Source organism: Methylorubrum extorquens (assembly GCF_024169925.1).
Classification (GTDB): domain Bacteria; phylum Pseudomonadota; class Alphaproteobacteria; order Rhizobiales; family Beijerinckiaceae; genus Methylobacterium; species Methylobacterium extorquens_A.
In genome coordinates this window covers 581103-603728 of record NZ_JALJXF010000001.1, presented here as the reverse complement: position 1 = coordinate 603728, position 22626 = coordinate 581103, and the positions used below count along the sequence as shown (strand labels likewise).

The following is a 22626-nucleotide window of genomic DNA, read 5'->3' as shown; positions in this document are numbered from 1 at the left end:
CCCCTTCAGGCCTCGGGCCCGGTCAGGGTCCGAGCAGATCGATCAGGAAGGGGATCAGCGGCAGATCGGCCGGCGGCATCGGTAGATCGCGCAAAGCCCCCGGCCGCACCCAGCGGAGTGCCTGCGCCTCGCGCGACTGCGGAAGCCCCTCCCAGCGCCGACAGATGTAGAGCGGCATCAGCAGGTGGAAATCCGGGTAGGCGTGGCTCGCGAAGGTGAGCGGCGCAAGGCACGGCTCCTTCACCGTGATGCCGAGTTCCTCGGCGAGTTCACGGATCAGCGTCTCCTCCGGCCGCTCGCCGGGCTCGACCTTGCCGCCGGGAAACTCCCAGAGGCCGGCCAGCGCCTTGCCCTCGGGGCGCTGGGCCATCAGCACCCGCCCGTCGGCATCGACCAGGGCCGCCGCGACGACGAGAAGAAGCTTGAGCGGGGTGCTCATCGGCTGATCGCGAACACGGCATCGACCTCGGCCGAGGTCTCGATCGCTCCCGCCACGACCGGCACGGCGGTGCGGCCGCGGGGGGCCGGCGCTTTCATTGCCATGGCGGAGGGCATGGGCCGGGGCGACTCGGCTCGCGGCGGCGATTCGATCGAGACGACGGTGCCGAGTTTCACACCGGTCGCCTCGGCGATGCGCTCGGCCTGGGCGCGGGCATCCTTGACGGCGGCGACCTGCACGGCGGCCTCCGCCGCGGCTGGGTCGCGCAGGCCGAAGCTGATCCCCTGGATCCGGTTGGCCCCGGATTCGAGGGTGCGCCGCATCAGTTCGCCGAGCTTGCCCATCTCGGCTAGGCGCACCCGCACGCGATTGCCCGCCGTGTAGCCGTCGTCCCGCTCGCCCATCGAGCCGTCGGGTTGGCGCACGGTCTTGGTCCGCGGCTGCAGGGTGATCGAGGAGGTGCCGATATCGGCCTCCGCCACACCCATTTCCCTGGCGCTCGCGACGATGCCTTTCGCCGCTTGGCTCGCAGCATCGAGGGCGGCGGCCGGCGTGGCGCCGCGGGTTTCGACGCCGATTTCCACCGAGGCAAAATCCGGCGCGACCTCCTGCGAGGCCCGGCCGATCACCCGGATGCGGCCGTTCTCGTCATCGGCCACGGCAGGCGTCGCCATGGCGAACAACAGGACGGGAACGGCGAGCGCGGAAAAGAGCTTCACGAGCGGTAGTCTCCGTTGATGGCGACGTAAGCCTTGGTGAGGTCGCAGGTCCAAACGCGCGCCCGACCCTGGCCGAGGCCGAGATCGACCCGCACGGTGATCTCGGGCCGCCGCATCACGGCGCTGGCCGCTTCCTCGCTGTAATCGGGGTCGCGTGCGCCCTGCACCGCGACGCGCACGTCGCCGAACCAGATCGCGAGGCGGTCGCGGTCGGCGGGCTCGCCGGCCTTCCCGACGGCCATCACCACGCGGCCCCAATTGGCGTCCTCGCCGGCCACCGCGGTCTTCACCAGCGGCGAGTTGGCGATCGACATCGCGATGCGGTGGGCGGAGGGATCGCTTTCGGCACCCTCGACCTCGACGGTCACGAGCTTGTTGGCACCCTCCCCATCGCGGGCGACGAGCTGCGCCAGTTCGATCAGCAGATCGTCCAAGGCCGCCCGGAATCCGGCGAGCCGCGGATCGTCGGCCTGCGTCACCGCCGCGTTGCCGGCGGCACCGGTGGCGAAGAGCAGCAGCGTGTCGGAGGTGGATGTATCGCCGTCCACCGTCACGCAGTTGAATGATGTCTTCGTGCCCGCGCTCAGCAGGTCCTGGAGCACGTCCTGCGGCAGCGCCGCGTCGGTGAAGGCGAAGGCCAGCATCGTCGCCATGTCGGGGGCGATCATGCCCGCGCCCTTGGCGATTCCGTTGATCGTTACCGGCACGCCGTCGATCTCGACCCGGCGGGTGGCGAGCTTGGGGAAGGTGTCGGTCGTCATGATCGCCTGCGCGGCCTGCGCCCAGGCGTCGGCGCCACCCTCGGCGCGTCCGGCGCATTCGGCCAGCACGCCCTCGAACTTGCGCGCGTCGAGCGGCTCGCCGATCACGCCGGTGGAGGCGATCATCACCGCCTCCGGGGCGCAGGCGGCGGCCCGGCCGGCGATCTCTGCCGTCAGCGCCACGGCTTCGCGACCCTTCAGCCCGGTGAAGGCGTTAGCGTTGCCCGAGTTCACGACGAGCGCCCTTGCGCCCTTCCTGGCTTTCAAGGCGTCACGGCACCAATCCACCGGCGCGGAGGGACAACGCGAGCGGGTGAACACCCCCGCCACTTGCGTGCCCTCGGCCAGGGCGACGTAGAGCACGTCCGTGCGGTTCTTGTAGCGGATGCCGGCCTGCGCCGTGGCGACGCGCACGCCCGCGATCTCTGGCAGCGACGGCGAAGCGGCGGGTGCCAGGGGGGAGATCTCGGTGGATGACATCGTTCGTCGGCTCCGTCTCGTACCCGCTCTCGCCCATTCGGCCGCATCGGGAGGGGCGGCCTCGCATGCGCAGGCGACACGGGCATGAACGTCATGGTCGCGGGTCGCTGTCTTGCGTCCTCCGGGCCTCACGTCAACACGCGCGGTAAGGCCCCCGGCCGTGAGACGGCGTCTCCCCGGCGCTTCTCATGCGGGGCGCAGACCGGTTGGGTCGGGATAGCTCGTTTTTCAGCGATGCAACTCAACGATGCAGAAGACAAAGGCCTGTCGAATCCGCCCTCGAAATCTGTTGCGGAAACTGTGTCTCGAAAAATGCACCTTCGCCACGGTCGAGCGTTGCCGCTTGTATGCCTTACGCAACCTGCTTAACCTAGAATGATGCAGCGCACCCAAGATCGTGAGGAAGCGACCATCGACCTCGATCCCGTCCGCTCGGATGGACAGGTGGGTGGCAACGCGGCCCCGCGCAGTTGCTACGGGGTCCAGGTGCTGGTCGCCGGACGCCGCAAGCAGTGGCGCGATGAGATCAACGGGCAGATCCGCCGGGCCGGCTACAGCGCCATCTCCGTTGATTCGGCCGTCGATGCCCTCACGGTGCTGGTGCTCGGCCTGCCCGTCGATGTTCTGGTGACCGATGCCGAACTGCATGGCGCGCTCGGCCTCAGCGAGCTCGCCGCCGAAGCGCGCGCATTGCGACCGAATCTCGGCATCGTCGTCGCCTGCGACTCGGCGGTCAACGACTGTGCCGACCTCGTGCCGGCGGACGCGCTGCTGATCTCCTCCCTGGGCCCGGAGGAGGCCGTCGCCTCTTCGGTCCGCGAGGCGATGGCGGCCCGCGCCGGCTGATCCCGCCTCCCCATCGCCGCGCCCGCGACGATGGGGCCCGTACCCGACGGTAGGCCGGGTATGGCAGCCTCCGCGCCGGAGGACCAACGCCATGACGATTCGCCGCCGGGACTGCCTCGCGATGCTCGCCGTTCTCGCGGCGGGCCGCGCCCATGCCGCGGAAGCCGGGCCGGCGGGCGCCTTCGCCTTCGACAAACCGGAGGGAGGCGGCCTTCCACTCTCGGCCTATGCCGGCAAACCCATCCTCGTGGTCAACACCGCGACCGCTTGCGGCTACGCCCCGCAATTCGTTGGCCTTCAAGGCCTCTGGACACGCTTCGGCGCGCGGGGCCTGACGGTGATCGCGGTGCCGTCGCCCGATTTCGGCAATCAGGAGCCGCTCGACGGCGCCGCCATCGCCGAGGCCGCGCGAAAGAATCACGGCGTCACCTTCCCGGTCACGGACAAGACCCATGTCCGGGGGCCGTCCGCCCATCCGTTCTACCGCTGGGCGGCCGAGCAGAAGCCGGGGCAGAGCCCGCAATGGAACTTCCACAAGTACCTCGTCGGCCGTGACGGCACCCTGCGCGCCGCCTTCGCGACCCAGGTCGATCCGAGCGATCCGCGCATCGTCAGTGCCATCGTCGCGGAACTGGGGCAGGCCTGAGCGAAGGTCCGTGTGGTTCTACCGGCCCGGAATGTCGGCCGGCGGCAGCAACCCGCGCTCGATCCGCCCCGACGGTAGGGGACGCCGGGCGCGCGGAGCCTGAAGGCGCCGCTCCCGCTCGGCCATGAGCGGCGCTGCGGACGGGCCGCTCGAGGGGTAGTTCGAGGCGAAGGGGTTCGGTGGCACGCCTTGGGCCCGGCATGGCAGGGCCGCGAGGCAGAGGCTCGCGGCGGCGAAGACGGTGCTGGAGCGCATCGGCGGCAAGATTTTCCGGTCGTCGGGGACTCGCGCCGGCACGGGGCGCCTCCCCACATGCCAGCCGGCCGCGTCATCATTGCGGCCGGAAAGATCGAGCCAAAGATCGCGTCATGGAACCGCACAGTTTCGAGCAGGACGGCACCGTCTACGAGGTTCGCTTCGAGCGGACGCCGGAGGGCTGGATTGCGCATATCCGGCCCGAAGGCTGGACCGAGGCTCACGTCGTCGCCTTTCCGGAAGGCGTCGGCTTCGATCGGGACGACGTGCGCGGCTCCCTGATCGCCGGCTGCGAAGCCGCTGTGGCCCGCCTCCCGCGCCGTCCGCCGACCCGGCATTGAGAGGGGTGAAACGGAACCTACGGCATCCTGGCCGGTTCGGGCTCCAGCACGTGCAACGAAACACGTTGGAAGCGAACGGGATTTTGCGATGACCGAGGTGACCTACCACATCGTCGAGCACGACGGCGGCTTCGCCTACAAGGTTGGCGACGTGTTCTCGGAGACCTTCCCGAGCCGGGCGGAGGCGTTGCAGGCGGCGCAGGCCGCAGCCGCCGAGCAGCAGGTTCCAGGCTCGACCGAGGGCATCCGCTACCAGGACGGGAGCGGCCAGTGGCACGACGAGACCGCGCAGGGCAACGACCGGCCGGTGGCCAAGGTCGCGGAGGACTGAGCTCCCTCAGCCTTCCAGGGTGATGAGGCCGACGCTGCCGCCCGCAGCAGCGGTGTTGACGGTCAGCGTCCGCTCCGTGGCGAAGCGAGCGAGATAATGGGGACCGCCGGCCTTCGGGCCGGTGCCCGACAGGCCGGAGCCGCCGAAGGGCTGGCTGCCGACGACGGCGCCGATCATGTTGCGGTTCACGTAGACGTTGCCGTGCGGCAGGGCCTCGGCGATGCGCTCGGCAGTCTCCTCGATCCGCGAATGGATGCCGAGGGTGAGCCCGTAGCCGCCGGCCCGGATCGCCGCGATGACCGAGCCGAGGCCGTCCGCCGGGTAGCGGGCGACGTGGAGGATCGGCCCGAACACCTCCTGCCGCAGATCGGCGACGCCGCCGATCTCGAAGATGTGGGGCGCCACATAGAGGCCGCCCGGCGCCGCGCCGGCAAAGTGCTCCCTCGCCGAGGCCTTCATGGCCAGGATGTGCGCGTCGAGCCGTTCCTTCGCCCCGGCGTCGATCACCGGACCGAGATCGGTGGCCAAATCGCGGGGGTCGCCGACCGTCAGCTCCCGCGCCGCGCCGGCCACCGCCGCGATCATCCTGTCGGCGACGTCCTCCTGCACGAGGAGCAGGCGCAGGGCCGAGCAGCGCTGGCCGGCGGAGCGGAAGGCCGAGACCACCACGTCGTCGGCCACCTGCTCGGGGAGCGCCGTGGCATCGACGATCATCGCGTTGATGCCGCCGGTCTCGGCGATCAGCGGCAGGATCGCGCCGTCGCGGGCGGCCAGCGCCCGGTTGATCCGCTGCGCCGTCGCCGTGGAGCCGGTGAAGACGACGCCGGACAGGGCCGGATGCTCGATCAGCGCGGCGCCGGTCTCCGGTCCGCCGGGGACGAGGTGCAGGGCGCTTCCCGGAATGCCGGCCGTGTGGAGCAGGCGCACGGCGAGGTCCGCCGCCAGCGGCGTCTGCGGGGCCGGCTTGGCGACGACGGCGTTGCCGGCCATCAGCGCCGCGGCGACCTGCCCGGTGAAGATCGCGAGCGGGAAATTCCAGGGCGAGACCGCGACGAACACCCCCCGGCCGACGAGGCGCAGGCTGTTGGCCTCGCCCGCCGGGCCGGGCAGGCTCTGCGGTTCGCAGAACAAATCCCGGCCCTGCGCCGCGTAATAGCGCAGGAAGTCGATCGCCTCGCGCCACTCGGCCACGGCATCGTCGAGGGTCTTGCCGGCCTCGGCTTGCAGCAGGTGCAGGAGCCGGTCCTGCTCCCGCACGAAGGCGTCGACGGCTCGCTCGAGGCAGGCGGCCCGCGTGCGGGCGGGCGTCGAGGCCCAGGCCGGGAACCCCCGCGCGGCTGCCGCCATGGCGAGCGCGGCGGTGGCGGGGTCCGCCTCAATGACGCTGCCGAGCGCCGCGCCGTCGATGGGGCTGACCACCTTTCGGGCACGGCCGGTCTGGGCGGTCCCGTCGATGATCGGCGCGGCCTCGGCGGGGCCGGCGCCCCTCGCGACGGCCTCGGTCCATCGCTGCAGCGCCGCGCCGTCGCCGAAGGCGAGCCCCGGCGAATTACGGCGCTCGCGCCCGAATAGGTCGCGCGGCAGCGGGATCTTGGGGTGCCGAGCCTGCGAAGGCGTCTCCACCAGGGCCTGAGGCCGGGCGAGAAGGTCGGCCACCGGCACCGCGGGATCGGCGGCGCGGGCGACGAAGGAGGAGTTCGCGCCGTTCTCCAGCAGCCGGCGGACGAGATAGGCAAGCAGCTCGCGGTGGCCGCCGACGGGCGCGTAGACCCGCTGGCCGATGCCCGGCGCCCGCTCGGCGAGCCGCTGATAGAGCGCCTCGCCCATGCCGTGCAGGCGCTGGAACTCGAAGCCGGCCTCCTCGTCCGCCGGACGATCGAGTAGCCCGGCCAGGCCGAGCACGCTCGCCACGGTCAGCGCGTTGTGCGTGGCAAATTGCGGGTAGAGGCGCGGGCGCAGCGCCAGCAGCCGCCGGGCGGCGGCCAGATAGTTCAGGTCCGTCATCGCCTTGCGGGTGAAGACGGGATAGTCGGCCACCCCTTGCGTCTGGGCGAGCTTCACTTCCGTGTCCCAGTAGGCGCCCTTGACGAGGCGTACCATCAGCCGCCGGTCGTGCCGCTCGGCGAGTTCCGCGACATGGTCGATCACCGGAAGGCAGCGCTTCGAATAGGCCTGGATCGCCAGCCCGAACCCGTCCCAGCCGGCGAGCGCCGGATCGGCCAACACGGCGGCGAACACGTCGAGGGAGAGTTCGAGCCGCTCCGCCTCCTCGGCGTCGAGGGTGAAGTTGAGGTCGTGGGCGCGGGCGTCGCGGGCGAGGTCGCGCACCACCGGCACCAGCTCGGCCATCACCCGCGCCGCTTGCGTCGGGGCATAGCGCGGATGCAGCGCCGAGAGCTTCACCGAGATGCCCGGCCGGGCCGGAATCGGCGCGTTGCCGGCCTCCCGCCCGATCCGGGCGATGGCGCGGGCATAGGCTTGGCGGTAGCTCTCGGCGTCGTCGGCCGTGCGGGCGCCCTCGCCGAGCATGTCGAAGGAGAAGCGGGAACGGCGGGCCGCGCCCGAGCCGGCCCGCTTGAGTGCCGCGCCGATCTCCTCGGCCAACACGAATTGCCCGCCCATCACCCGCATCGCCCGGTGGGCCGCCGCGCGCACGGCCGGGCGGCCGAGGCGGCGGACCATGCTTCCCAGCGTCGCCTCGGGCGTGTCCTGCGGGCCGACGAGGCGGGCGCCGAGGCCGAGCGCCCAGGACGCGGCCTGGGCAAGACCGCTCTCCGACCGCACCGCGTGATGGGCGAAATCACCCTCGCGCAGCTTGTCGGCGATCAGCCGGTCGGCGGTGGCCGCATCGGGCACCCGCAGGAGTGCCTCGGCGAGGCTCATGAGGGCGAGACCCTCGCGGGTCGTCAGCGCATATTCCCGCAGCAAGGCCTCGACGGCGCCGTGGCCGGCATCCGCGCGGATCGCGCCGATCAGGTCGGAGGCGAGCCGATCGACCGCCGCCTCCGTGGCCGCCGGCAGGGGCGCCTCCCACAGCAACGCCTCCGCCAAGGCGGCATCGTCCGGGGCATAGCAGGCCTGAAAACGCGACGGAGACATCGGACCATCGGTCATATGAGAGAGTAGCACTCTCTCTGTCGTCCGACAGACCAATTCCGTCATTTAAGAAAACGGCGGTCCGTGATCGCCCCGCGCTCGCTCTTACGGCCTCGCGCCGGGCGGGCTGATATCGAGCGGCTGCGCCTCCGGAGCAGGCGCCGGCTCGGCTTCGATCCGGGCGCGGCGGGCGGCTTCCTCAGCCTCGCGCTGGCGGGCTTGGCGCGCTGCCTCCTCGGCGGCGGCCTGCTGCGCCTTGATCCGGGCCTGCCGGGCCGCCTCCTCGGCGGCGATCCGGGCGCGGTCCATCTCGATGCGGGCGCGGCGGCGCTGGCGCTCGCTCTGGTCGGCATCGAACAGCTCGATCTTCTCGAGTTCGCGCTGGAGCACGAGGGCGGCAAGGCCCGTCGTCAGAGGCGCCGCGTCGAGCCGCCGCTCGGGCGCGGTGAGCGGCCCGCCGAACCCGAGCTGGATCGAGGGCGCCGCTCCGGACCAGCCCTTCGGCCCGGCCGCCGCCGTCAGGGCGCCGCGGGCGTCGAGAGCACGACCGCGCAGATCGACCTGAAGCGTGCCGTTCCAGCGCGCCGAGCCGAGATCGATGCCGAATGGGCCCGTGCGCAGGGTGCCGGCCGAGAGAGTGAAGGGGGCCGAAATCGGCCCCTTGGCCCGAAGCGCACCGGCGGACAGCTCTTCCGACACGAGCGCCTGGAGCCGTCCCTCGCGCAAGGGATCGTCCTCGGCCAGCGCCTTGCCGAGTGCCCGGTCCACGGCGCCCGCGTCGGCGCTGGGGAGCGCGAGATCGGCGAGCCGGATCTCGCCGTTGCCCGAAAGATCGTTCGCCAGGGCGCTCAGGCTCACGCCCGTGGCGCCGAACCGCAGGGCTGCCGAGAGCCGGCCGGTGATCGGCCTTGCCCCGATCAGGCCGGTCAGATCGGCGCCCTCGACGCTGCCCTCGCCCGACACCGCAGCGGCGCCCGCCGGCCGGGCCAGGGTGATGCTGCCGGCCAGCCTCCCTCCGGCGAGACCGGCCGAGAGGTCGCGCAGGCTCAGCGCGTCGCCCTCGCGCACCAGCGTCAGGCTCGCATTGTCGGCGACGAGGCCCCGGCCGAGATCGAGCCCACCGATCTTGAGGCCGAGGCTGACCTGCGGCTGCGCCGGCACCGCGGCGAAGCGTCCGGTGCCGTCGGTGGGCAGGACCGTCGCCGCAACCAGCGCCGGCAGGGACAGGCGGGCGAGCGTGGCGCTGCCGGTCAGCGCGCCGTCCGGGGCGCGGTCGAGGGCGGCGGTGAGGTCGGTCCCCGCCACCTGCCCCGTGACGTCGGCGTGCAGCGCCGCATTCCGGCGCGACAGGGCCACGGTGAGAGCCACGGGCAGCGGCCCGGCCACAGGGCCGGCACTGCCGGCGAGGATCAGGAAGGGGGCAAGGTCGGGCGCTGCCAAGCGCAGCGTGCCACCGGTCGGAGGGCGGTCGAGGGCATCGAGCAGGATCGGGCGCGACGTCGCGACCGTGAGGCCGGCAAGATCGCCTTCGATGCCGAGCGCGAGCGGCGGCGTGCCCTCCTGTCCGGCCTCGGCGGCGGGCCGGGCGCCGGTCAGCCGCAGGCGCCCCGGCTGGCGCAGGGCGACAATGTCGTCGCGGCCGAACCAGCGGCCGGTCCTCTGCATCGTCAGCGCCGCGTCGAGGCGGTCGATTCGGCCGGAGCGAGTCAGCAATGCAAGGTCGAGATCGCCCTCGCCGGCCTTGCCTTTCGCGGATGCGCGCAACGCATCCGCCTCACCCGATTCCCGTTCCAGGGTTAGATCGAGGGCCAATCCGCTCTGGCGGACGCTCTGTGGCACGAGGCGGGCCTCGGGCAGGAAGCCGCGCTCCAGCAGGGCCAGCAGCGGTGCCGCCTTGCCGGCCGTTACCCGGCCCTCGATCCGGCCCGAGCCGTCCGGCGCGATCCGCCCGGCGAGCTGGGCGCTCGCACCCGCGAGGTCGGCGATGTCGAGCGTATCGACGACGAGGCTGGCCCCGTCCGATTGCAGGCTGACCGCGATGGTGCCGTTGCCGGAATGCGCGCCGGCCGGTCCATAGCGCACGTCACGCGCCTTCAGCGTCAGTCCGAGGTCGTGCCGATGCAGGCCCGACATGAGCTCACCGAGGGGGGGCAATTCGGCGATGTCGATGCCGTTGGCGGAAAGCTGTGCATCGAGCCGCCCGCGCCCGTTCGCATCGGCCCGCAGGTAACGGGCGTTGCCGGTGACGCGGGCCTCGCCCAGGGCGAGGCGCAGGTTGCGCAGCGACAGGTCGCTGCCGGCCGCCGAGAGGTCCGTGCCGATCTCGAAAGCGCGCCCGTCGAGAATCGCCGTCACGCTTTCTTCGGCGCCGATCCGGCCGAGATAGCGCCCGACGGCCTCCGAGTTGCGCGCGGCGATGTCGATATGCCCGGTAAAGCGCGGCGAGCCCGACAGCTCGGCCTCGCCGGTTGCTGCGACGGTCGCGGCCCCCGGCGCCCTGCCCTCGAAGCGGCGCAGCACGAGGCCGCCGGTGCGATCGAAGGTGCCGCGAAACCCGACATCGGCCCAATCATCGAGGCCGAGGGCGACACTCTCGGCGGCGATATCGAGGTCAAGCAGAAGCGGCGGCGCCAGCGCACCCGATGTCAGCCCCTGCGCCAGCAGCCCGCGGGCGCCGCCGGAAAGCAGCAGCCCATCGAGGTCGAGGCGGCGGGTCCGCAGGGTCAGGCCGAGCCGGGCCTCGCGCAGATCGAGGCGGCCGCTGCCCGACAGGCGGGCGGCCTTGCCGCCGGGGTCAAGTTCGAGATCGACGGTCTTGGCCTGCACCACGGGGCCGCGCGACGCGAACTTGGCCGCCAGGGTAAGCGGCAGGGCGGCGCCCGCCGGCTGCACCGGCGGGCCGACGGTGAGCCGGGCGCTGCCCTCCGCCTCCGGCACGAGGCTGCGGCGTGCCCCGTCCGCACCCGACCCGTCCTCGGGCTTGAGGGTGATGCGCGCATCGAGTTCCAGGCGGGGTATGGTGTCGCCGCCCCCCGTCAGCTTCAGCGAGAGGCCGCCATCGCTGCCGGCCACGCTGGTGGCGATGTGGAACGGGCTGCCCTTCGCCGTTCCCTCCGCCAGCCAGGGCCCGGCGAGCGCGGGCGCCCTGAGGCGCAGGTTCTCGGCGGCGAACTGCTCCTGCGGCGCCTCACCCGTCCGTACCGTGGCGACCGTAAGGCGCCGAATGCGCAGGTCGTCGATGACGATGTCGCGGCGCAGCGTTTGCGGTTCGCGCGGCAGGAGCACCGCCTCGTCGGAGACCGGCAGGTTGAGCCCAGCCCACTCGACCGAGGTCTGGACGAAGCGCACCTCACCCTTGAGAAGGGGGGCCAGGGCGATCTCCGCGTCGACGGCTTGCGCGTCGAGGGCCGGCCCATCCTCGGCGCCGAGCCGCAGGCGGGCGAGGCGAAGATGCGGCGAGGGCAGCAGACGCAGGTCGATGGCGCCCTCGCTGCGGGCACCGGCCCCGAGGGAATCGCTCACCATGCGGTCGATCAGCGCGCGATGCGCCGACCAGTCGATGAACGGCGGCACCGCAAGGGCCGCCACGAGAATCAGCACGACGGCGCCCGCGAGCGCGGTCAGGGAATCACGCACCGTTATCGCTTCCGCCTGGCCTGCGGACCGCAGGACTTCGTTCGCGTTTCACACGCGTTCGAACGGCCGATGCCACTTGAACGGTGAAAAACCCGCGTCCCTGCGGCCATAGCACAGGCCGTGGCCAGCCCGCATCTCACGCTCAAGCTTTCGCCGATCGTCAGCGGCGGATGCCGAAGGATGGCCCGGCCGGCGGCGGAACGTTGAGCGGCGCCCGCTGGATCTGGTTGCGGATGGCGCTGTTCTCCAGAGTCTGTCGCTGTTCGAAGTTGCGGTTCTCGTTCCGGTACTCGAACGACTGGTTCTGCCGGCTCGTGGCGCCACGGTTGCCGGGGCTCTGCGCCCAAGCAGGCGTGAGTGCGGTGAGCAGGGTCAGGAGGGCGAGAGACGGGGCGCGCATGGCCTCACATCCTTCATCGGCGTGGGTTTCGGGCTTCCGGAGTGACGCGTGGGGGGTGGAGCCGGTTCCGGATCGGGTCTCGACGGCGTTCGCCTTTTGGTCCAGGGATGCGCGTATGATGCAAGAGCCCAACGACGCGCACGGCGCGTTCCGGCCGCGCCCGTCCGACGACGAAGCGCCGTCGGCCCCGACCTCCATCGCCGCCCGCGCCATGGCCGCCCTTCGGCCCGAGGGCGCGTCCTACCTCTCCGGCCTCAACCCGGAGCAGCGCCGCGCCGTGGAGGCGACGGAGGGCCCCGTGCTCGTGCTCGCAGGGGCCGGCACCGGCAAGACGCGGGTTCTGACGACGCGCATCGCCCACCTCATCGCCACCGGCAAGGCGCGGCCCTACGACATCCTCTCGGTGACCTTCACCAACAAGGCCGCCCGCGAGATGAAGCACCGCATCGGCGGGCTGATCGGGCCGGCGGGCGAGGGCATGCCCTGGCTCGGCACCTTCCACTCCATCGGCACCAAGATCCTGCGCCGCCACGCCGAACTGGTCGGCCTCAAATCCGACTTCACGATTCTCGGCACCGACGACCAGCTCCGCCTGATGAAGCAGGTCATCAGTGACCAGAACATCGACGAGAAGCGCTGGCCGGCGCGCGCGCTAGCTCACACCATCGACGGCTGGAAAAACCGGGGCTTGAGCCCCGAACAGGTGCCGCCGGGCGAGGCACAGTCCTTCGCCTTCGGTAAGGGCGGGCAGCTCTACACGGCGTATCAGGCCCGGCTCGCGACGCTCAACGCGGTCGATTTCGGGGACCTCCTGCTGCTCTGCCTCAAGCTGTGGCGCGAGAATCCGGACATCCTGGCCAATTACCAGGACCGCTTCCGCTACATCCTCGTGGACGAGTATCAGGACACCAACGTCGCCCAGTATCTCTGGCTCAGGCTGCTGGCCCAGGCCCGCAAGAACGTCGCCTGCGTCGGCGACGACGACCAGTCGATCTACGGCTGGCGCGGTGCCGAGGTCGACAACATCCTGCGCTTCGAGCACGATTTTCCCGGCGCCACCGTGGTGCGGTTGGAGCGCAACTACCGCTCGACCGGGCACATCCTCGCCGCCGCCTCCGGGCTCATCGCCAAGAACGAGGGCCGCCTCGGCAAGACCCTGCGCACCGAGGACGAGGCGGGCGAGCCCGTGACGGTCACGGGCTCGTGGGATTCCGAGGAGGAGGCGCGTCAGGTCGCCGAATCGATCGAGTCACTCCAGCGCAGGGGGCATGCGCTCTCGGAGATCGCGGTGCTGGTGCGGATCTCGGCACAGATGCGCGAGATCGAGGACCGGTTCGTGCAGGTCGGCCTGCCCTATCGCGTTGTCGGCGGTCCGCGCTTCTACGAGCGGGCGGAGATCCGCGACGCGCTGGCTTACCTGCGCGTCACCATGAACGGCGCCGACGACCTCGCCTTCGAACGCATCTTCAACACGCCCAAGCGCGGCCTGGGCGACGCGACGCTCCAGACGCTCCACGCCTTTGCTCGTGCCGACCGGGTTCCTCTCCTGGCGGCCGCGCGAAAGCTGATCGAGACCGACGAGCTGAAGCCGCGCGCCCGCTCGATGCTGCGCGGCCTCGTCGAGAGCTTCTCGCGCTGGGTGCGGCTGGTGGAGACCAAGCCGCATCCGGAGGTCGCCCAGACCATCCTGGAGGAATCCGGCTACACCGAGATGTGGCAGAAGGACCGTTCGGCCGACGCCGCCGGGCGGCTCGAAAACCTCAAGGAATTCGTTCGCTCGATGGAGGAATTCCCCGACATGGCGGCCTTCCTCGAACACGTCTCCCTGGTGATGGAAGCCTCCGAGGCGGAAGGGGCCGACCGCGTCTCGCTGATGACGCTGCACGCGGCCAAGGGTTTGGAGTTCGACACCGTGTTCCTGCCGGGCTGGGAGGACGGCCTTTTCCCGAACCAGCGCGCCATCGACGAGAGCGGTCGGGCGGGCCTGGAGGAGGAGCGGCGGCTCGCCCATGTGGGGCTCACCCGCGCCCGCAAGCGCGCGAAGCTGTCGTTTGCCGTCAACCGGCGCATCCACGGGATGTGGTCCTCGACCATCCCCTCACGCTTTATCGACGAGCTGCCGCCGCAGGCCGTGGACGTGGTCGAAGCGCCCGCGCATTTCTCGGCCGGCGCCTCGCGCTTCGACCGCAACCCGACCCCGTTCGGCTCCTCCTACGGCACGCCGGGCTGGCAGCGGGCGCAGGCCAACACGTCGGGCAATTTCGGCGGGGGACTCGGGCAGGGCCGGGGCGGCCGCTCGGGGGGACCACGGGAGATCGAGGGCGAGCTGGTCGCCAAATCCACGGCCGCACCCTCGGCGTTCGAGCACGGATGCCGCGTCCTCCACACCAAGTTCGGGCCTGGCACGGTCGCCGGCATCGACGGCAACAAGCTCACCGTTGACTTCGACAAGGCCGGCCGGAAGATGGTCCTCGACAGCTTCCTCCAACCCGGTTGAAGCGTCCCGTCGGCGGTTCTCCGCCGGCCGCCCCTCGCCCGAGGAGGGCGATGCCCGCGATGGCCCAGGCAAGGATCGTCCCGGTCCGCAGGCGGCACCGACAGGTGCTGGGGTCATCGCTTCTTCGCAAAGCCGTCACGCCCGCGTCGCCCCCGCCTGCAACCTTCGCAGTGAGAGCGAAGCGTTGCCGTAAAGTCGCTCTCCACAGACATCACGTCATACAGTGGAACCGACTCATGGGGTTTGGCTTTGCTCTTGCGTACAGTTGAACGAAGATCGGCGATGTCTTCGCCGAATCGAAGGAGAGACGGACAAGTCGAGACTGGTTGAAAAAGCGAGTTTGCGAGAGTCACGCACGAGTCAAGGTGGAGTATCGATCCATGAAGAGACGACGCGCACGGCTTGAACTGGTTGAGGACCGACCGATCCGGATGCATCGGACCCGCTTCGACGAGGAACGTAACCTCGCACCCATTCAACCACTGACCGATCGACAAGGTCAGTACCTCGACGCGCTCGCGTCATCTTCGCAAGTCATCGTCTTAGGCCCGGCCGGCACCGGAAAGACCTTCATCGCCGGCACCCGCGCCGCCGATCTTCTCCGTCAACGCCGGATTTCGAAGGTCGTCATCACCCGTCCGAACGTGCCGTCCGGCCGCTCCCTCGGCTTCTTCCCCGGCACGCTTGAAGAAAAGATCGCGCCCTGGGTCGCGCCCCTCACCGAGACCATGAAAGAGCGCATGGGTGCGGCCGCCTTCGACATCGCGGTGAAGACCGGCGACATCGAGGTCGTGCCGTTCGAGGTGATGCGCGGGCGCACCTTCAAGAACTGCCTCGTGATCCTCGACGAGGCGCAGAACACCACCACCGCCGAGATCAAGATGTTCCTGACCCGCATCGGCGACGATTGCCAGGTCATCATCAACGGCGACGTTTCCCAGACCGACCTGCGCGAGACCTCGGGACTTCGCACCGTCATCCACCTCGTGAAGAGCCGGATGATGACGATCCCGATCGTGGAGTTCACCCTCGACGACATCGTCCGCTCCGGCATCTGCGCGGAATGGGTGAGGGCGTTCGAGGAAGAGAAGTTGTAGCAGTCGCGAGATCTGATGGCGCGTGATGACGGGGCACGGAGGCTGCCTCGTCGTCACGCGCCGACCACGGTCAGATTTCAACGCCCCTCTCGACGATCGTCGTCTCGACGATGTCGGCAGGCTCGTAGAGCCATCTTGCCACAACGCCGGCCGCGATGGCTCCGGCGATCGGCGCAAGCCAGAATAGCCAGAGCTGCGCGATATAGTCCGTGCCCGCGAACAGGGCCGGTCCCGTGCTGCGCGCCGGGTTGACTGATGTGTTGGTCACCGGAATCGAGATCAGGTGAATGAGCACGAGGGCAAGCCCGATGGGGATGCCGGCAAAGCCCGCCGCGGCGCCCTTCGACGTTGTGCCGATGATGATGAACAGGAAGATGAACGTCGTCAGGGCTTCGATGATCAAGCAGGCGGCAAGGTCGTACTTGCCGGGGCTGAGTTCGCCGTAGCCGTTCGCAGCAAATCCGTTCGGCACCCAGCCCGCCTTGCCGGAGGCGATGGTGTAGAGGGCGAAGGCGGCCACGGTTGCACCGATGACCTGAGCGATAATGTAGGGCAGGACGTGCCGGCTCGCGCACCGTCTCGCCGACCACAATCCGAGTGTGACGGCCGGATTGAAGTGGCCGCCGGATATGTGGCCGACGGCGTACGCCATCGTCAGCACGGTGAAGCCGAAGGCGAAGGCGACGCCCAGGAAGCCGATTCCGAGTTCTGGAAAGGCGGCGGAGAGGACGGCGGCACCGCAGCCGCCGAAGGTCAGCCAGAAGGTGCCGAAGAATTCGGCGGTCGTCCGACGCATCGTATCGTGATCCATGGCGACACCTCTTGCTGCGAAGGTCACGCGGCCCACACCAAACGGTCGTGTCGAAGGTCTGATCGGCGCACCGTGAGACTGAGGTCGTCTGCGTCGGCGCCCGCCGAAACGCAGCGGGCGAAGATTTCACGCGCGGATCGCGCTAGCAATGAGCGGTGTCATACGTTGAGGGGCACGAAAGAGTGGTACTGCTCGCGCGCCTGATGCGCCTTGACTGGCAATTTTGCTTTGTCTCAGCGCAAATGCTGATCACATCGTGCAGTGTCAGGCTGCGGCGGCGCCCTTGATCCGCAGCGGTCCGACGCTCTTGCCCTCAAGCAACTGGCGCAGCCGCTCGACATCGTCGAAATTGTTCGACGTCAGTTCGGTGATGTCGCCCTCGACCAGCGCATCGACATGGCGGCAGCGGCGGCGGTGGGTGCCCGCCGGGCAGGAACAGCGCAGATAAGGCCCGTCGGTCCGTTCCTCGAACTCGAGCAGGTAGCGGTTGCCGGTGCTGCCCCGCATGGCAAAGCGCAGCGCGTTCGAGGGCCGGAGATCGACGATGCCCGAGGCGCGCAGGGCCTTCGCCGAGGTCGAGCGGGTCATGTCCCGGCGCGGCGTCGTGAGCCCACGAATCGGGGTGAGACCGAGGCCGCGAGCGAGGTCGGCGATGTCGGTCGCACCCGTCTCACGCAAGGCCGCGAGGGCGATCTCGGCGCAGGCATAGGCATCCTCGCCCGCATCGTGGTGTTCGAAGCGGATACCGAGGCGGCCCGCAACCTTGGCAAGACCGTGGCCTGCCGGATCCGGGAAGACGCGCCGGGCGATCTGGAGGGTGCAATGGCCGGCCATGTCCGGCACCGGCTCGCCCCAGGCGGCGAGCGAGGCGGCGAGCACGCCCATGTCGAAGCCGGCATTGTGCGCGAGCATCAACCCGCCGGATAAGTCGGGGAGGAACTCGGCGATCGCCTCGGGAAAGGTCGGCGCGTCGCGGACATCGGCCGGCAGGATGCCGTGAACGCGGATATTTCCGGGCGAGAACCGCATCTGCGGCGGGCGGATCAGCCGGGATACGCGCCGCACGACGCGGCCCCCCTCGATCCAGGCGAGCCCGACCGCGCAGGCACTGTCGCGCCGCTCGTTGGCGGTCTCGAAATCGATCGCGACGACGCTCATGCGGACAAGATTAACGGGTCGCGGACTCATCCCGCAAGGCGCGAACGTCACTATCTCCCTCCGGCTCGCCGAGCCGGCGGTCGAAGATCGTCCGCACCGTCCGCCGTTCCTCGTCGAGCCGCGCGCTAAGCGCCTTGGCATCGGGCAGGTTGGCGGCGCGGGCGAGGCGGGCGAGCGCCACATCGGAGGCTTGGGTCGGGTCCCCCTCGACCATCAGGCGCTGCCACTGGTGCACGTCGTCGAGGAGCCGGTAGGCGTCGCCGAGTTGCTCCGCCTCGACGTCCGCGATGATCCCGCCTTCGGCCGCGCGGGCGAACACCTCGGGCGCGTCAAAGCCGATCAGTTCGGGATGGGCGTGGGCATGGCCGAGGACGAGAGCCTGCGCCAGGAAATCGAGGTCGAGCAAACCGCCGGGGCTGAGCTTGAGGTCGAGGGGGCCGTGATCGCCCTTCTCGTTCTCGACCGTGGCCCGCATGCTGCGCACTGAACGGTTCACCGTGTCGGCGTCACGCGGCTGCATCAGCGCATCGCGGATCGTTGCTTTCGCCTCTTCGGCAAGGCTGGCGTCACCGGCGATGACGCGGGCGCGGGTCAGCGCCATGTGCTCCCACAACTCCGCTTCCTCGCGCTGGTAGGCGCGGAAGCTGCGGAACTGCGCCGCTACCGCGCCCTGGCCGCCGCCGGGACGCAGGCGCAGATCCACCTCGTAGAGCAGGCCGCGGCGGGTCGGGGCGGTGAGTGCGGCGACGAGGCGCTGGGTCAGCCGGTTGTAGGCCACCGCCGCGTCGAGGGGCTTGGGGCCGGTGCTGGCGCGGTTCTCCGGATCGAAGTCGTAGAGTACCACGAGGTCGAGGTCCGATTCCGCCGTGAGCTGGTGCGAGCCGAGGCGGCCATAGCCGAGCACGACGATGCGGCCGTTCGGGATCGGGCCGTGATCGGCGAAGAAGGTCTGGGACACGGCGTCCAGCGCGGTCGCGACGGCTGCGTCGGCGATCGCCGAGAAGGCGCGGCCGGCCGCCTGCGGGGTCAAGATGCCGGAGAGGAGCCGCGCACCGGTGAGGAAGCGAAGCTGCCGCGCAGCGTCGCGGCTGCGGTCGAGGAACACCTCGTGGCTGTCGGGCCGGCCCAGAAGGGCGCGGTAATGCGCGGCAATGGCTGCGGCATCCACCGACGGATCGACGAAATCGGGGTCGATCACCGCATCGAGCACGTGCGGTGAGAAGGCGACGGTGCTCGCCAAGCGCGGGGCGCTGCCGAGCAGATCGGCAAAGAGCAGCCGCAGGCGCTCGTGCTCGCGCAGGATGGTCAGCAGTTCCACCGCCGCCGGCATCCGGCCGAAGGCGCGGTCGAGATTGGCCAAGGCCGCATCCGGATCGGGCGTGCCGGAGAGAGCCTTGAGCAGGGCCGGGACCAGCTCGGTCAGCACCTCGCGGGCGCGCGGGCTGCGCACCGCTGCTCGCCGCCCGAAATGCCAGCCGCGCACCGTGTCGGTGACGCGTTCCGGATCGCGGAAGCCGAGGCTGCGCAGGGTGGCCAGTGTCGCCGGATCGTCGGCGGCGCCGCTGAAGACGAGGTCACCCACCTCCGAGGAGAGGTCGAGCCCGGCCTCGAACAGCAAGGCGTAGTGCGCCTGCACCCGGCCGGCATGGGCGAGCAGGGCTGCTTCGAACCCGGCGAGGTCGGCAAAGCCCGCGAACCGCGCGAAATCCTCGAGTTCGGTCCGGTCCGTCGGCAGGCGCTGGGTCTGCTCGTCGCGCACCATCTGCAGGCGATGCTCGACCGTGCGCAGGAAGGCGTAGGCCACCCTGAGTTCGTCGCGCGCTTCCGCCGAGATCCAGCCGTCCTCGTGCAGACGCGCCAGCATCGGCACTGTGGAGCGCCCGCGCAGCATCGGGCGGCGGCCGCCGAAGACGAGCTGCTGGGTTTGGACGAAGAACTCGATCTCGCGAATGCCGCCGCGTCCGAGCTTGATGTCGTGGCCGGCCACCGCGAGCGCCTCGTGCCCGCGCACGGCGTGGATCTGCCGCTTCATCGCGTGCACGTCGGCGATCGCGGCGAAATCGAAATACTTGCGCCAGACGAAGGGGGTGAGGTCGGCGAGAAACTGCTCGCCCGCCGGGATGTCGCCGGCGATGGGCCGCGCCTTGATGAAGGCCGCCCGCTCCCAGTTCTGGCCCGTGGTCTCGTAATAGACATAGGCCGAGGCGAGGCTCATCGCGGTCGGCGTCGAGCCGGGATCGGGCCGCAGGCGGTAATCGACCCGGTGGACGTAACCGTCGCGGGTGCGCTCCTGCAGCAGCTTCGAGACGCCCTGGGCCAGCTTGGTGAAGAACGGCGTCGGCTCCAGCCCCTCCTTCAGGGGGGCCGCCTCGGGATCGAAGAAGACGATCAGGTCGATATCGCTCGAATAGTTCAACTCGCGTCCGCCGAGCTTGCCCAGGCCCAGCACGACGAGACCCGAGCCGGCCTGCGGCTCGGTTCGATCCTTCGGCAGGAAACGGCCGGAGGCTGCCGCTTGCAGCAGCATCGCATCGACGGCCGCCGAGACCGAGGCGTCCGCGAAATCGGAGAGCGCGGCGGTCACCCGCTCCAGCGGCCAGAGACCGCCGATATCGGCGAGCGCCACGAGGAGCGCGTGCTCGGCCCGGTTCCGCCGCAGGGTCTTGCCGACGGCATCGAGGTCGGGAGCAGCGCCCTCCCCCGCCCGGCCGGCGGCGCGCTGCGCGGCGATGATGCGGGCGTCGGCCGCCTCCGGCGCCTCTTCGAACAGGCGGACGAGGCGCGCGGGATCGCGCGAGGCGAGCGACCACAGGAAGGTCGAGTGGTCGGCGAGCGCCGCGAGGAGGTCGCGGGCCGGGCCCTCGCGCAGGGTGGCGGGGAGTGCGTCGGCGATCTCGTCGAGGCGCGCTTGTGCTGCCTCGGGATTCGAGAGCGGCGGGGCTTGCCCCAGCCGCGCGATCAGGGGTGCCGTGCCGTCGTCGCGGGCAATCTGCCCGTCGTTTCGCCTGCCCATGCCGTCCCTTCTGCGATTCGAAGCGTCCGCATCGCCGCCATGCCGCGGCTCTGCCCATCAAACGCGCAAATCGGGATCTGCCAAGGGACTTTCGGGACGGCACGACAATGTAGGGGCGGCGCGACGCCCTCGGGCTCAGGCTGCGCGGAGCGTTCCGACGAAGTCGCGGACGGTCGCGGCGAGCGCGTCGCATTCCCCGGCCAGACGCTCGGAGGCATCGAGGCCGGCTGCGGCGGCGGCGCCGGTGAGGTCAGCGGAGCGGGCGAGGCCGTCGAGGTTGTCGGAGACCGCGCCCGTCCGCCGGGCCGCCCGCTCGGCGTTGTCGGCGATGGCGCCGGTCGCCGCCCCCTGCCCTTCCACCGCTTCGGCGACCGAGCGGGTGATGGTGCCGAGTTCCTCGATCGTCCCGCCGATCCGGCCGATCGCCGCCACCGCCTGACCCGTCTGATCCTGGATCGCGAGGATCTGCGCCTCGATCTCCTGCGTCGCGCGGGCGGTGCGGGCCGCGAGCGCCTTCACCTCGCCCGCGACCACGCCGAACCCCCGCCCGGCGGCACCGGCGCGCGAGGCTTCGATGGTGGCGTTCAGCGCCAGCAGGTTGGTCTGCTCGGCGATGGTGCCGATGAGAAGCACGATCTGGTTGATGCGCTGGGCCGCCTCGGCCAGCGCGCGCACGGTCTCGTCGGTCTGCCCCGCCTCCCGCGTCGCCCGGCCCGCCACCTCGGCGGCGCGGGTCATGTGGCTCCCGATCTCACGCACCGTGGCCGAGAGCGTGCCCGCCGCAGCTGCGACGCCCTGCACGTCGGCAGCGGTCTCCTGCGAGGCGGTGGACAAATCGGTCGTGCGGCGTGCCGCGTCGCCCGCCGCGGCCGAGAGATCCTGCGAAGCGTGCCGCACCCGGTTGGCGGATTCGGCCGCTTCCCGGACGAGGCGGTTCACGCTGCTCTCAAAACGCTCGGCCAGTTCGCCGGCCGTGCGGTAGCGCTCGGCGCGGGCCTCGGTTTCGGCCGCGCCCTGTCGGTGATGGGCTTCCGCCTCGGCGGCACGTGCGGCGTCGGCGGCGGCGAGCGAGCGGGCCGAGACCGAGAACAGGGACGCGAGTTGCACGCTGAGCCAGACGAGGACGGCCGTTTCCAGCACGACGATCACCGCGTGGAGCACCACCCGGCCGAGATCGGCCCCATCCGGATAGACCGCCGCCGGCAGGAGGAGGTTCAGGCCAAGATGGTGCAGGGCCGTCGCACCGGCGGCGGTCAGCAGCACGCGCCAGTCGCAATAGGCCGACAGCACCGCCAGGGCGGCGAAGAAGTACATGTGTAGATCGAGCTGCCAGGAATGGCCGGAAGCCGCATCGAGCAGAAGCGCCACCATGCCGACCATCGCCACCGACACGGTGAGACGCGTGGCGAGCCCGTCGCCGTTCAACCGCCACGTGGCGGTCGCCGCCGCCGCGAGGCCGAACGTCATCAGCCCCTGGGCCGCGATCGGGTTTCCGAGGGCGGCGGCCACCGCGACGTTGAACGGCACGTGCAGCCAGAGCAATCCTATGAGGCCGCGGCTCGCGGCGCGGCGCAGACTGTCGAGATCACGCGGGCGGGATTCTGTCATGGCGCTGAATCTCGGGGTGCCGGCTCTGGGAATCGCGGCGTATCGGGAGGGGTACAGAGGCCGAAGCCTCGTGGGTCGAACAGGACGAGGGCGCCGGCTGTCCGCAGGCGCTCGGCGAAGCCCGGCGCCGAGGATCGGGTGACGACGAGCCCCGGTAGGCGACCGAGGCCCATCACGGCGCCACCTGCGGCCACCGCCGCGCCGAGGCTGCGGCTCGGCTCCCACCAGGGTGGAAACAGGGCGGCAACCGGCCGGCCGGGCTCCGCCATCGGCGCTCCGAGCCATGCGGAGCCGATCAGGCTCGCCAGCAAGAGGGCCACGGGCGGCAGCCAGCTTCGAGCTGAGCCCGGTGTGGACGGCTGAGTCCGGATGCCTTCCACTGCCATCGACACGGCGCCACGGTACGACTTCGAACGATCAACAACTCAACATTGCTGACTAATGTTAAGTTGGGGTTACGCCGATGGCCGCGCACGCCCGACCGGGCGCAAC

The 22626-nt window shown here is 70.6% G+C and carries 18 protein-coding genes; 6 read left to right on the top strand and 12 right to left on the bottom strand.

Going from position 1 to position 22626, the window contains the following annotated elements; all coding sequences use genetic code 11:
• Window positions 1-22: 22 nt before the first annotated feature.
• From J2W78_RS02950 to argJ, 3 genes are read right to left on the bottom strand one after another with little or no spacing between them, the layout of a single operon-like run.
• Entirely contained in the window at window positions 23-439 is a 417-nt protein-coding gene (locus J2W78_RS02950) for a (deoxy)nucleoside triphosphate pyrophosphohydrolase (RefSeq protein ID WP_060768254.1), read from the bottom strand.
• Window positions 436-1158 (bottom strand): SIMPL domain-containing protein, encoded by a 723-nt coding sequence (locus J2W78_RS02945; protein WP_253367915.1) that lies wholly within the window; start codon window positions 1156-1158, stop codon window positions 436-438. Before J2W78_RS02945 ends, J2W78_RS02950 begins: the two co-directional genes overlap by 4 nt.
• Window positions 1155-2399 (bottom strand): bifunctional glutamate N-acetyltransferase/amino-acid acetyltransferase ArgJ, encoded by a 1245-nt coding sequence (gene argJ / locus J2W78_RS02940; RefSeq protein WP_253367913.1) that lies wholly within the window; start codon window positions 2397-2399, stop codon window positions 1155-1157. The genes J2W78_RS02945 and argJ overlap by 4 nt, the downstream gene beginning before the upstream one ends.
• Before the next feature lie 375 nt (window positions 2400-2774).
• On the opposite strand from argJ, the gene J2W78_RS02935 reads away from it, so the two are divergent.
• Both J2W78_RS02935 and J2W78_RS02930 read left to right on the top strand, forming a co-directional pair.
• The gene (locus tag J2W78_RS02935) at window positions 2775-3245 is read left to right on the top strand and encodes a histidine kinase (RefSeq protein WP_253367912.1); all 471 of its coding nucleotides are present in this window, start codon (window positions 2775-2777) and stop codon (window positions 3243-3245) included.
• 91 nt (window positions 3246-3336) lie between these two features.
• A complete protein-coding gene (locus J2W78_RS02930; RefSeq protein WP_253367910.1) occupies window positions 3337-3891 on the top strand; it encodes a glutathione peroxidase in 555 nt (184 codons plus the stop codon).
• A gap of 18 nt (window positions 3892-3909) precedes the next feature.
• On the opposite strand, the gene J2W78_RS02925 is transcribed toward J2W78_RS02930, so the two are convergent.
• Complete coding sequence (locus J2W78_RS02925; RefSeq protein WP_253367908.1) at window positions 3910-4146, bottom strand: hypothetical protein; 237 nt, start codon at window positions 4144-4146, stop codon at window positions 3910-3912.
• A gap of 113 nt (window positions 4147-4259) precedes the next feature.
• On the opposite strand from J2W78_RS02925, the gene J2W78_RS02920 reads away from it, so the two are divergent.
• Window positions 4260-4487: a hypothetical protein gene (locus J2W78_RS02920; RefSeq protein WP_253367906.1), complete on the top strand. Its 228-nt coding sequence runs from the start codon at window positions 4260-4262 to the stop codon at window positions 4485-4487.
• A gap of 88 nt (window positions 4488-4575) precedes the next feature.
• A complete protein-coding gene (locus J2W78_RS02915; protein WP_135298182.1) occupies window positions 4576-4818 on the top strand; it encodes a DUF2188 domain-containing protein in 243 nt (80 codons plus the stop codon).
• A 6-nt stretch (window positions 4819-4824) separates the two neighbouring features.
• Here the strand turns inward: J2W78_RS02915 and putA are convergent, their stop codons facing one another.
• The 3 genes from putA to J2W78_RS02900 all read right to left on the bottom strand — a co-directional run bounded on the left by putA (window position 4825) and on the right by J2W78_RS02900 (window position 11950).
• Window positions 4825-7932 (bottom strand): bifunctional proline dehydrogenase/L-glutamate gamma-semialdehyde dehydrogenase PutA, encoded by a 3108-nt coding sequence (gene putA / locus J2W78_RS02910; RefSeq protein ID WP_253373947.1) that lies wholly within the window; start codon window positions 7930-7932, stop codon window positions 4825-4827.
• An 87-nt stretch (window positions 7933-8019) separates the two neighbouring features.
• Complete coding sequence (locus J2W78_RS02905) at window positions 8020-11550, bottom strand: AsmA family protein (protein ID WP_253367904.1); 3531 nt, start codon at window positions 11548-11550, stop codon at window positions 8020-8022.
• Between the two features lie 160 nt (window positions 11551-11710).
• A complete protein-coding gene (locus J2W78_RS02900; RefSeq protein ID WP_253367902.1) occupies window positions 11711-11950 on the bottom strand; it encodes a hypothetical protein in 240 nt (79 codons plus the stop codon).
• Window positions 11951-12065: 115 nt separating this feature from the next.
• Here J2W78_RS02900 and J2W78_RS02895 point away from each other — a divergent pair, with 115 nt between their 5' ends.
• Both J2W78_RS02895 and J2W78_RS02890 read left to right on the top strand, forming a co-directional pair.
• Entirely contained in the window at window positions 12066-14447 is a 2382-nt protein-coding gene (locus J2W78_RS02895) for an ATP-dependent helicase (RefSeq protein ID WP_253367900.1), read from the top strand.
• A 380-nt stretch (window positions 14448-14827) separates the two neighbouring features.
• On the top strand, window positions 14828-15544 hold the full coding sequence (locus J2W78_RS02890; protein WP_253367898.1) for a PhoH family protein: 717 nt from the start codon (window positions 14828-14830) through the stop codon (window positions 15542-15544).
• Between the two features lie 70 nt (window positions 15545-15614).
• Here J2W78_RS02890 and aqpZ read toward each other — a convergent pair whose 3' ends face one another.
• The 5 genes from aqpZ to J2W78_RS02865 all read right to left on the bottom strand — a co-directional run bounded on the left by aqpZ (window position 15615) and on the right by J2W78_RS02865 (window position 22454).
• A complete protein-coding gene (aqpZ, locus tag J2W78_RS02885; protein WP_253367896.1) occupies window positions 15615-16355 on the bottom strand; it encodes an aquaporin Z in 741 nt (246 codons plus the stop codon).
• A 264-nt stretch (window positions 16356-16619) separates the two neighbouring features.
• A complete protein-coding gene (locus tag J2W78_RS02880; protein WP_253367894.1) occupies window positions 16620-17513 on the bottom strand; it encodes a 3'-5' exonuclease in 894 nt (297 codons plus the stop codon).
• A 10-nt stretch (window positions 17514-17523) separates the two neighbouring features.
• Complete coding sequence (locus J2W78_RS02875) at window positions 17524-20526, bottom strand: bifunctional [glutamine synthetase] adenylyltransferase/[glutamine synthetase]-adenylyl-L-tyrosine phosphorylase (protein ID WP_253367892.1); 3003 nt, start codon at window positions 20524-20526, stop codon at window positions 17524-17526.
• A gap of 135 nt (window positions 20527-20661) precedes the next feature.
• Window positions 20662-22134: a methyl-accepting chemotaxis protein gene (locus J2W78_RS02870; RefSeq protein WP_253367890.1), complete on the bottom strand. Its 1473-nt coding sequence runs from the start codon at window positions 22132-22134 to the stop codon at window positions 20662-20664.
• Window positions 22131-22454, bottom strand: coding sequence for a hypothetical protein (locus J2W78_RS02865; protein WP_253367888.1), 324 nt, complete (start codon window positions 22452-22454; stop codon window positions 22131-22133). The genes J2W78_RS02870 and J2W78_RS02865 overlap by 4 nt, the downstream gene beginning before the upstream one ends.
• Window positions 22455-22626 lie beyond the last annotated feature (172 nt).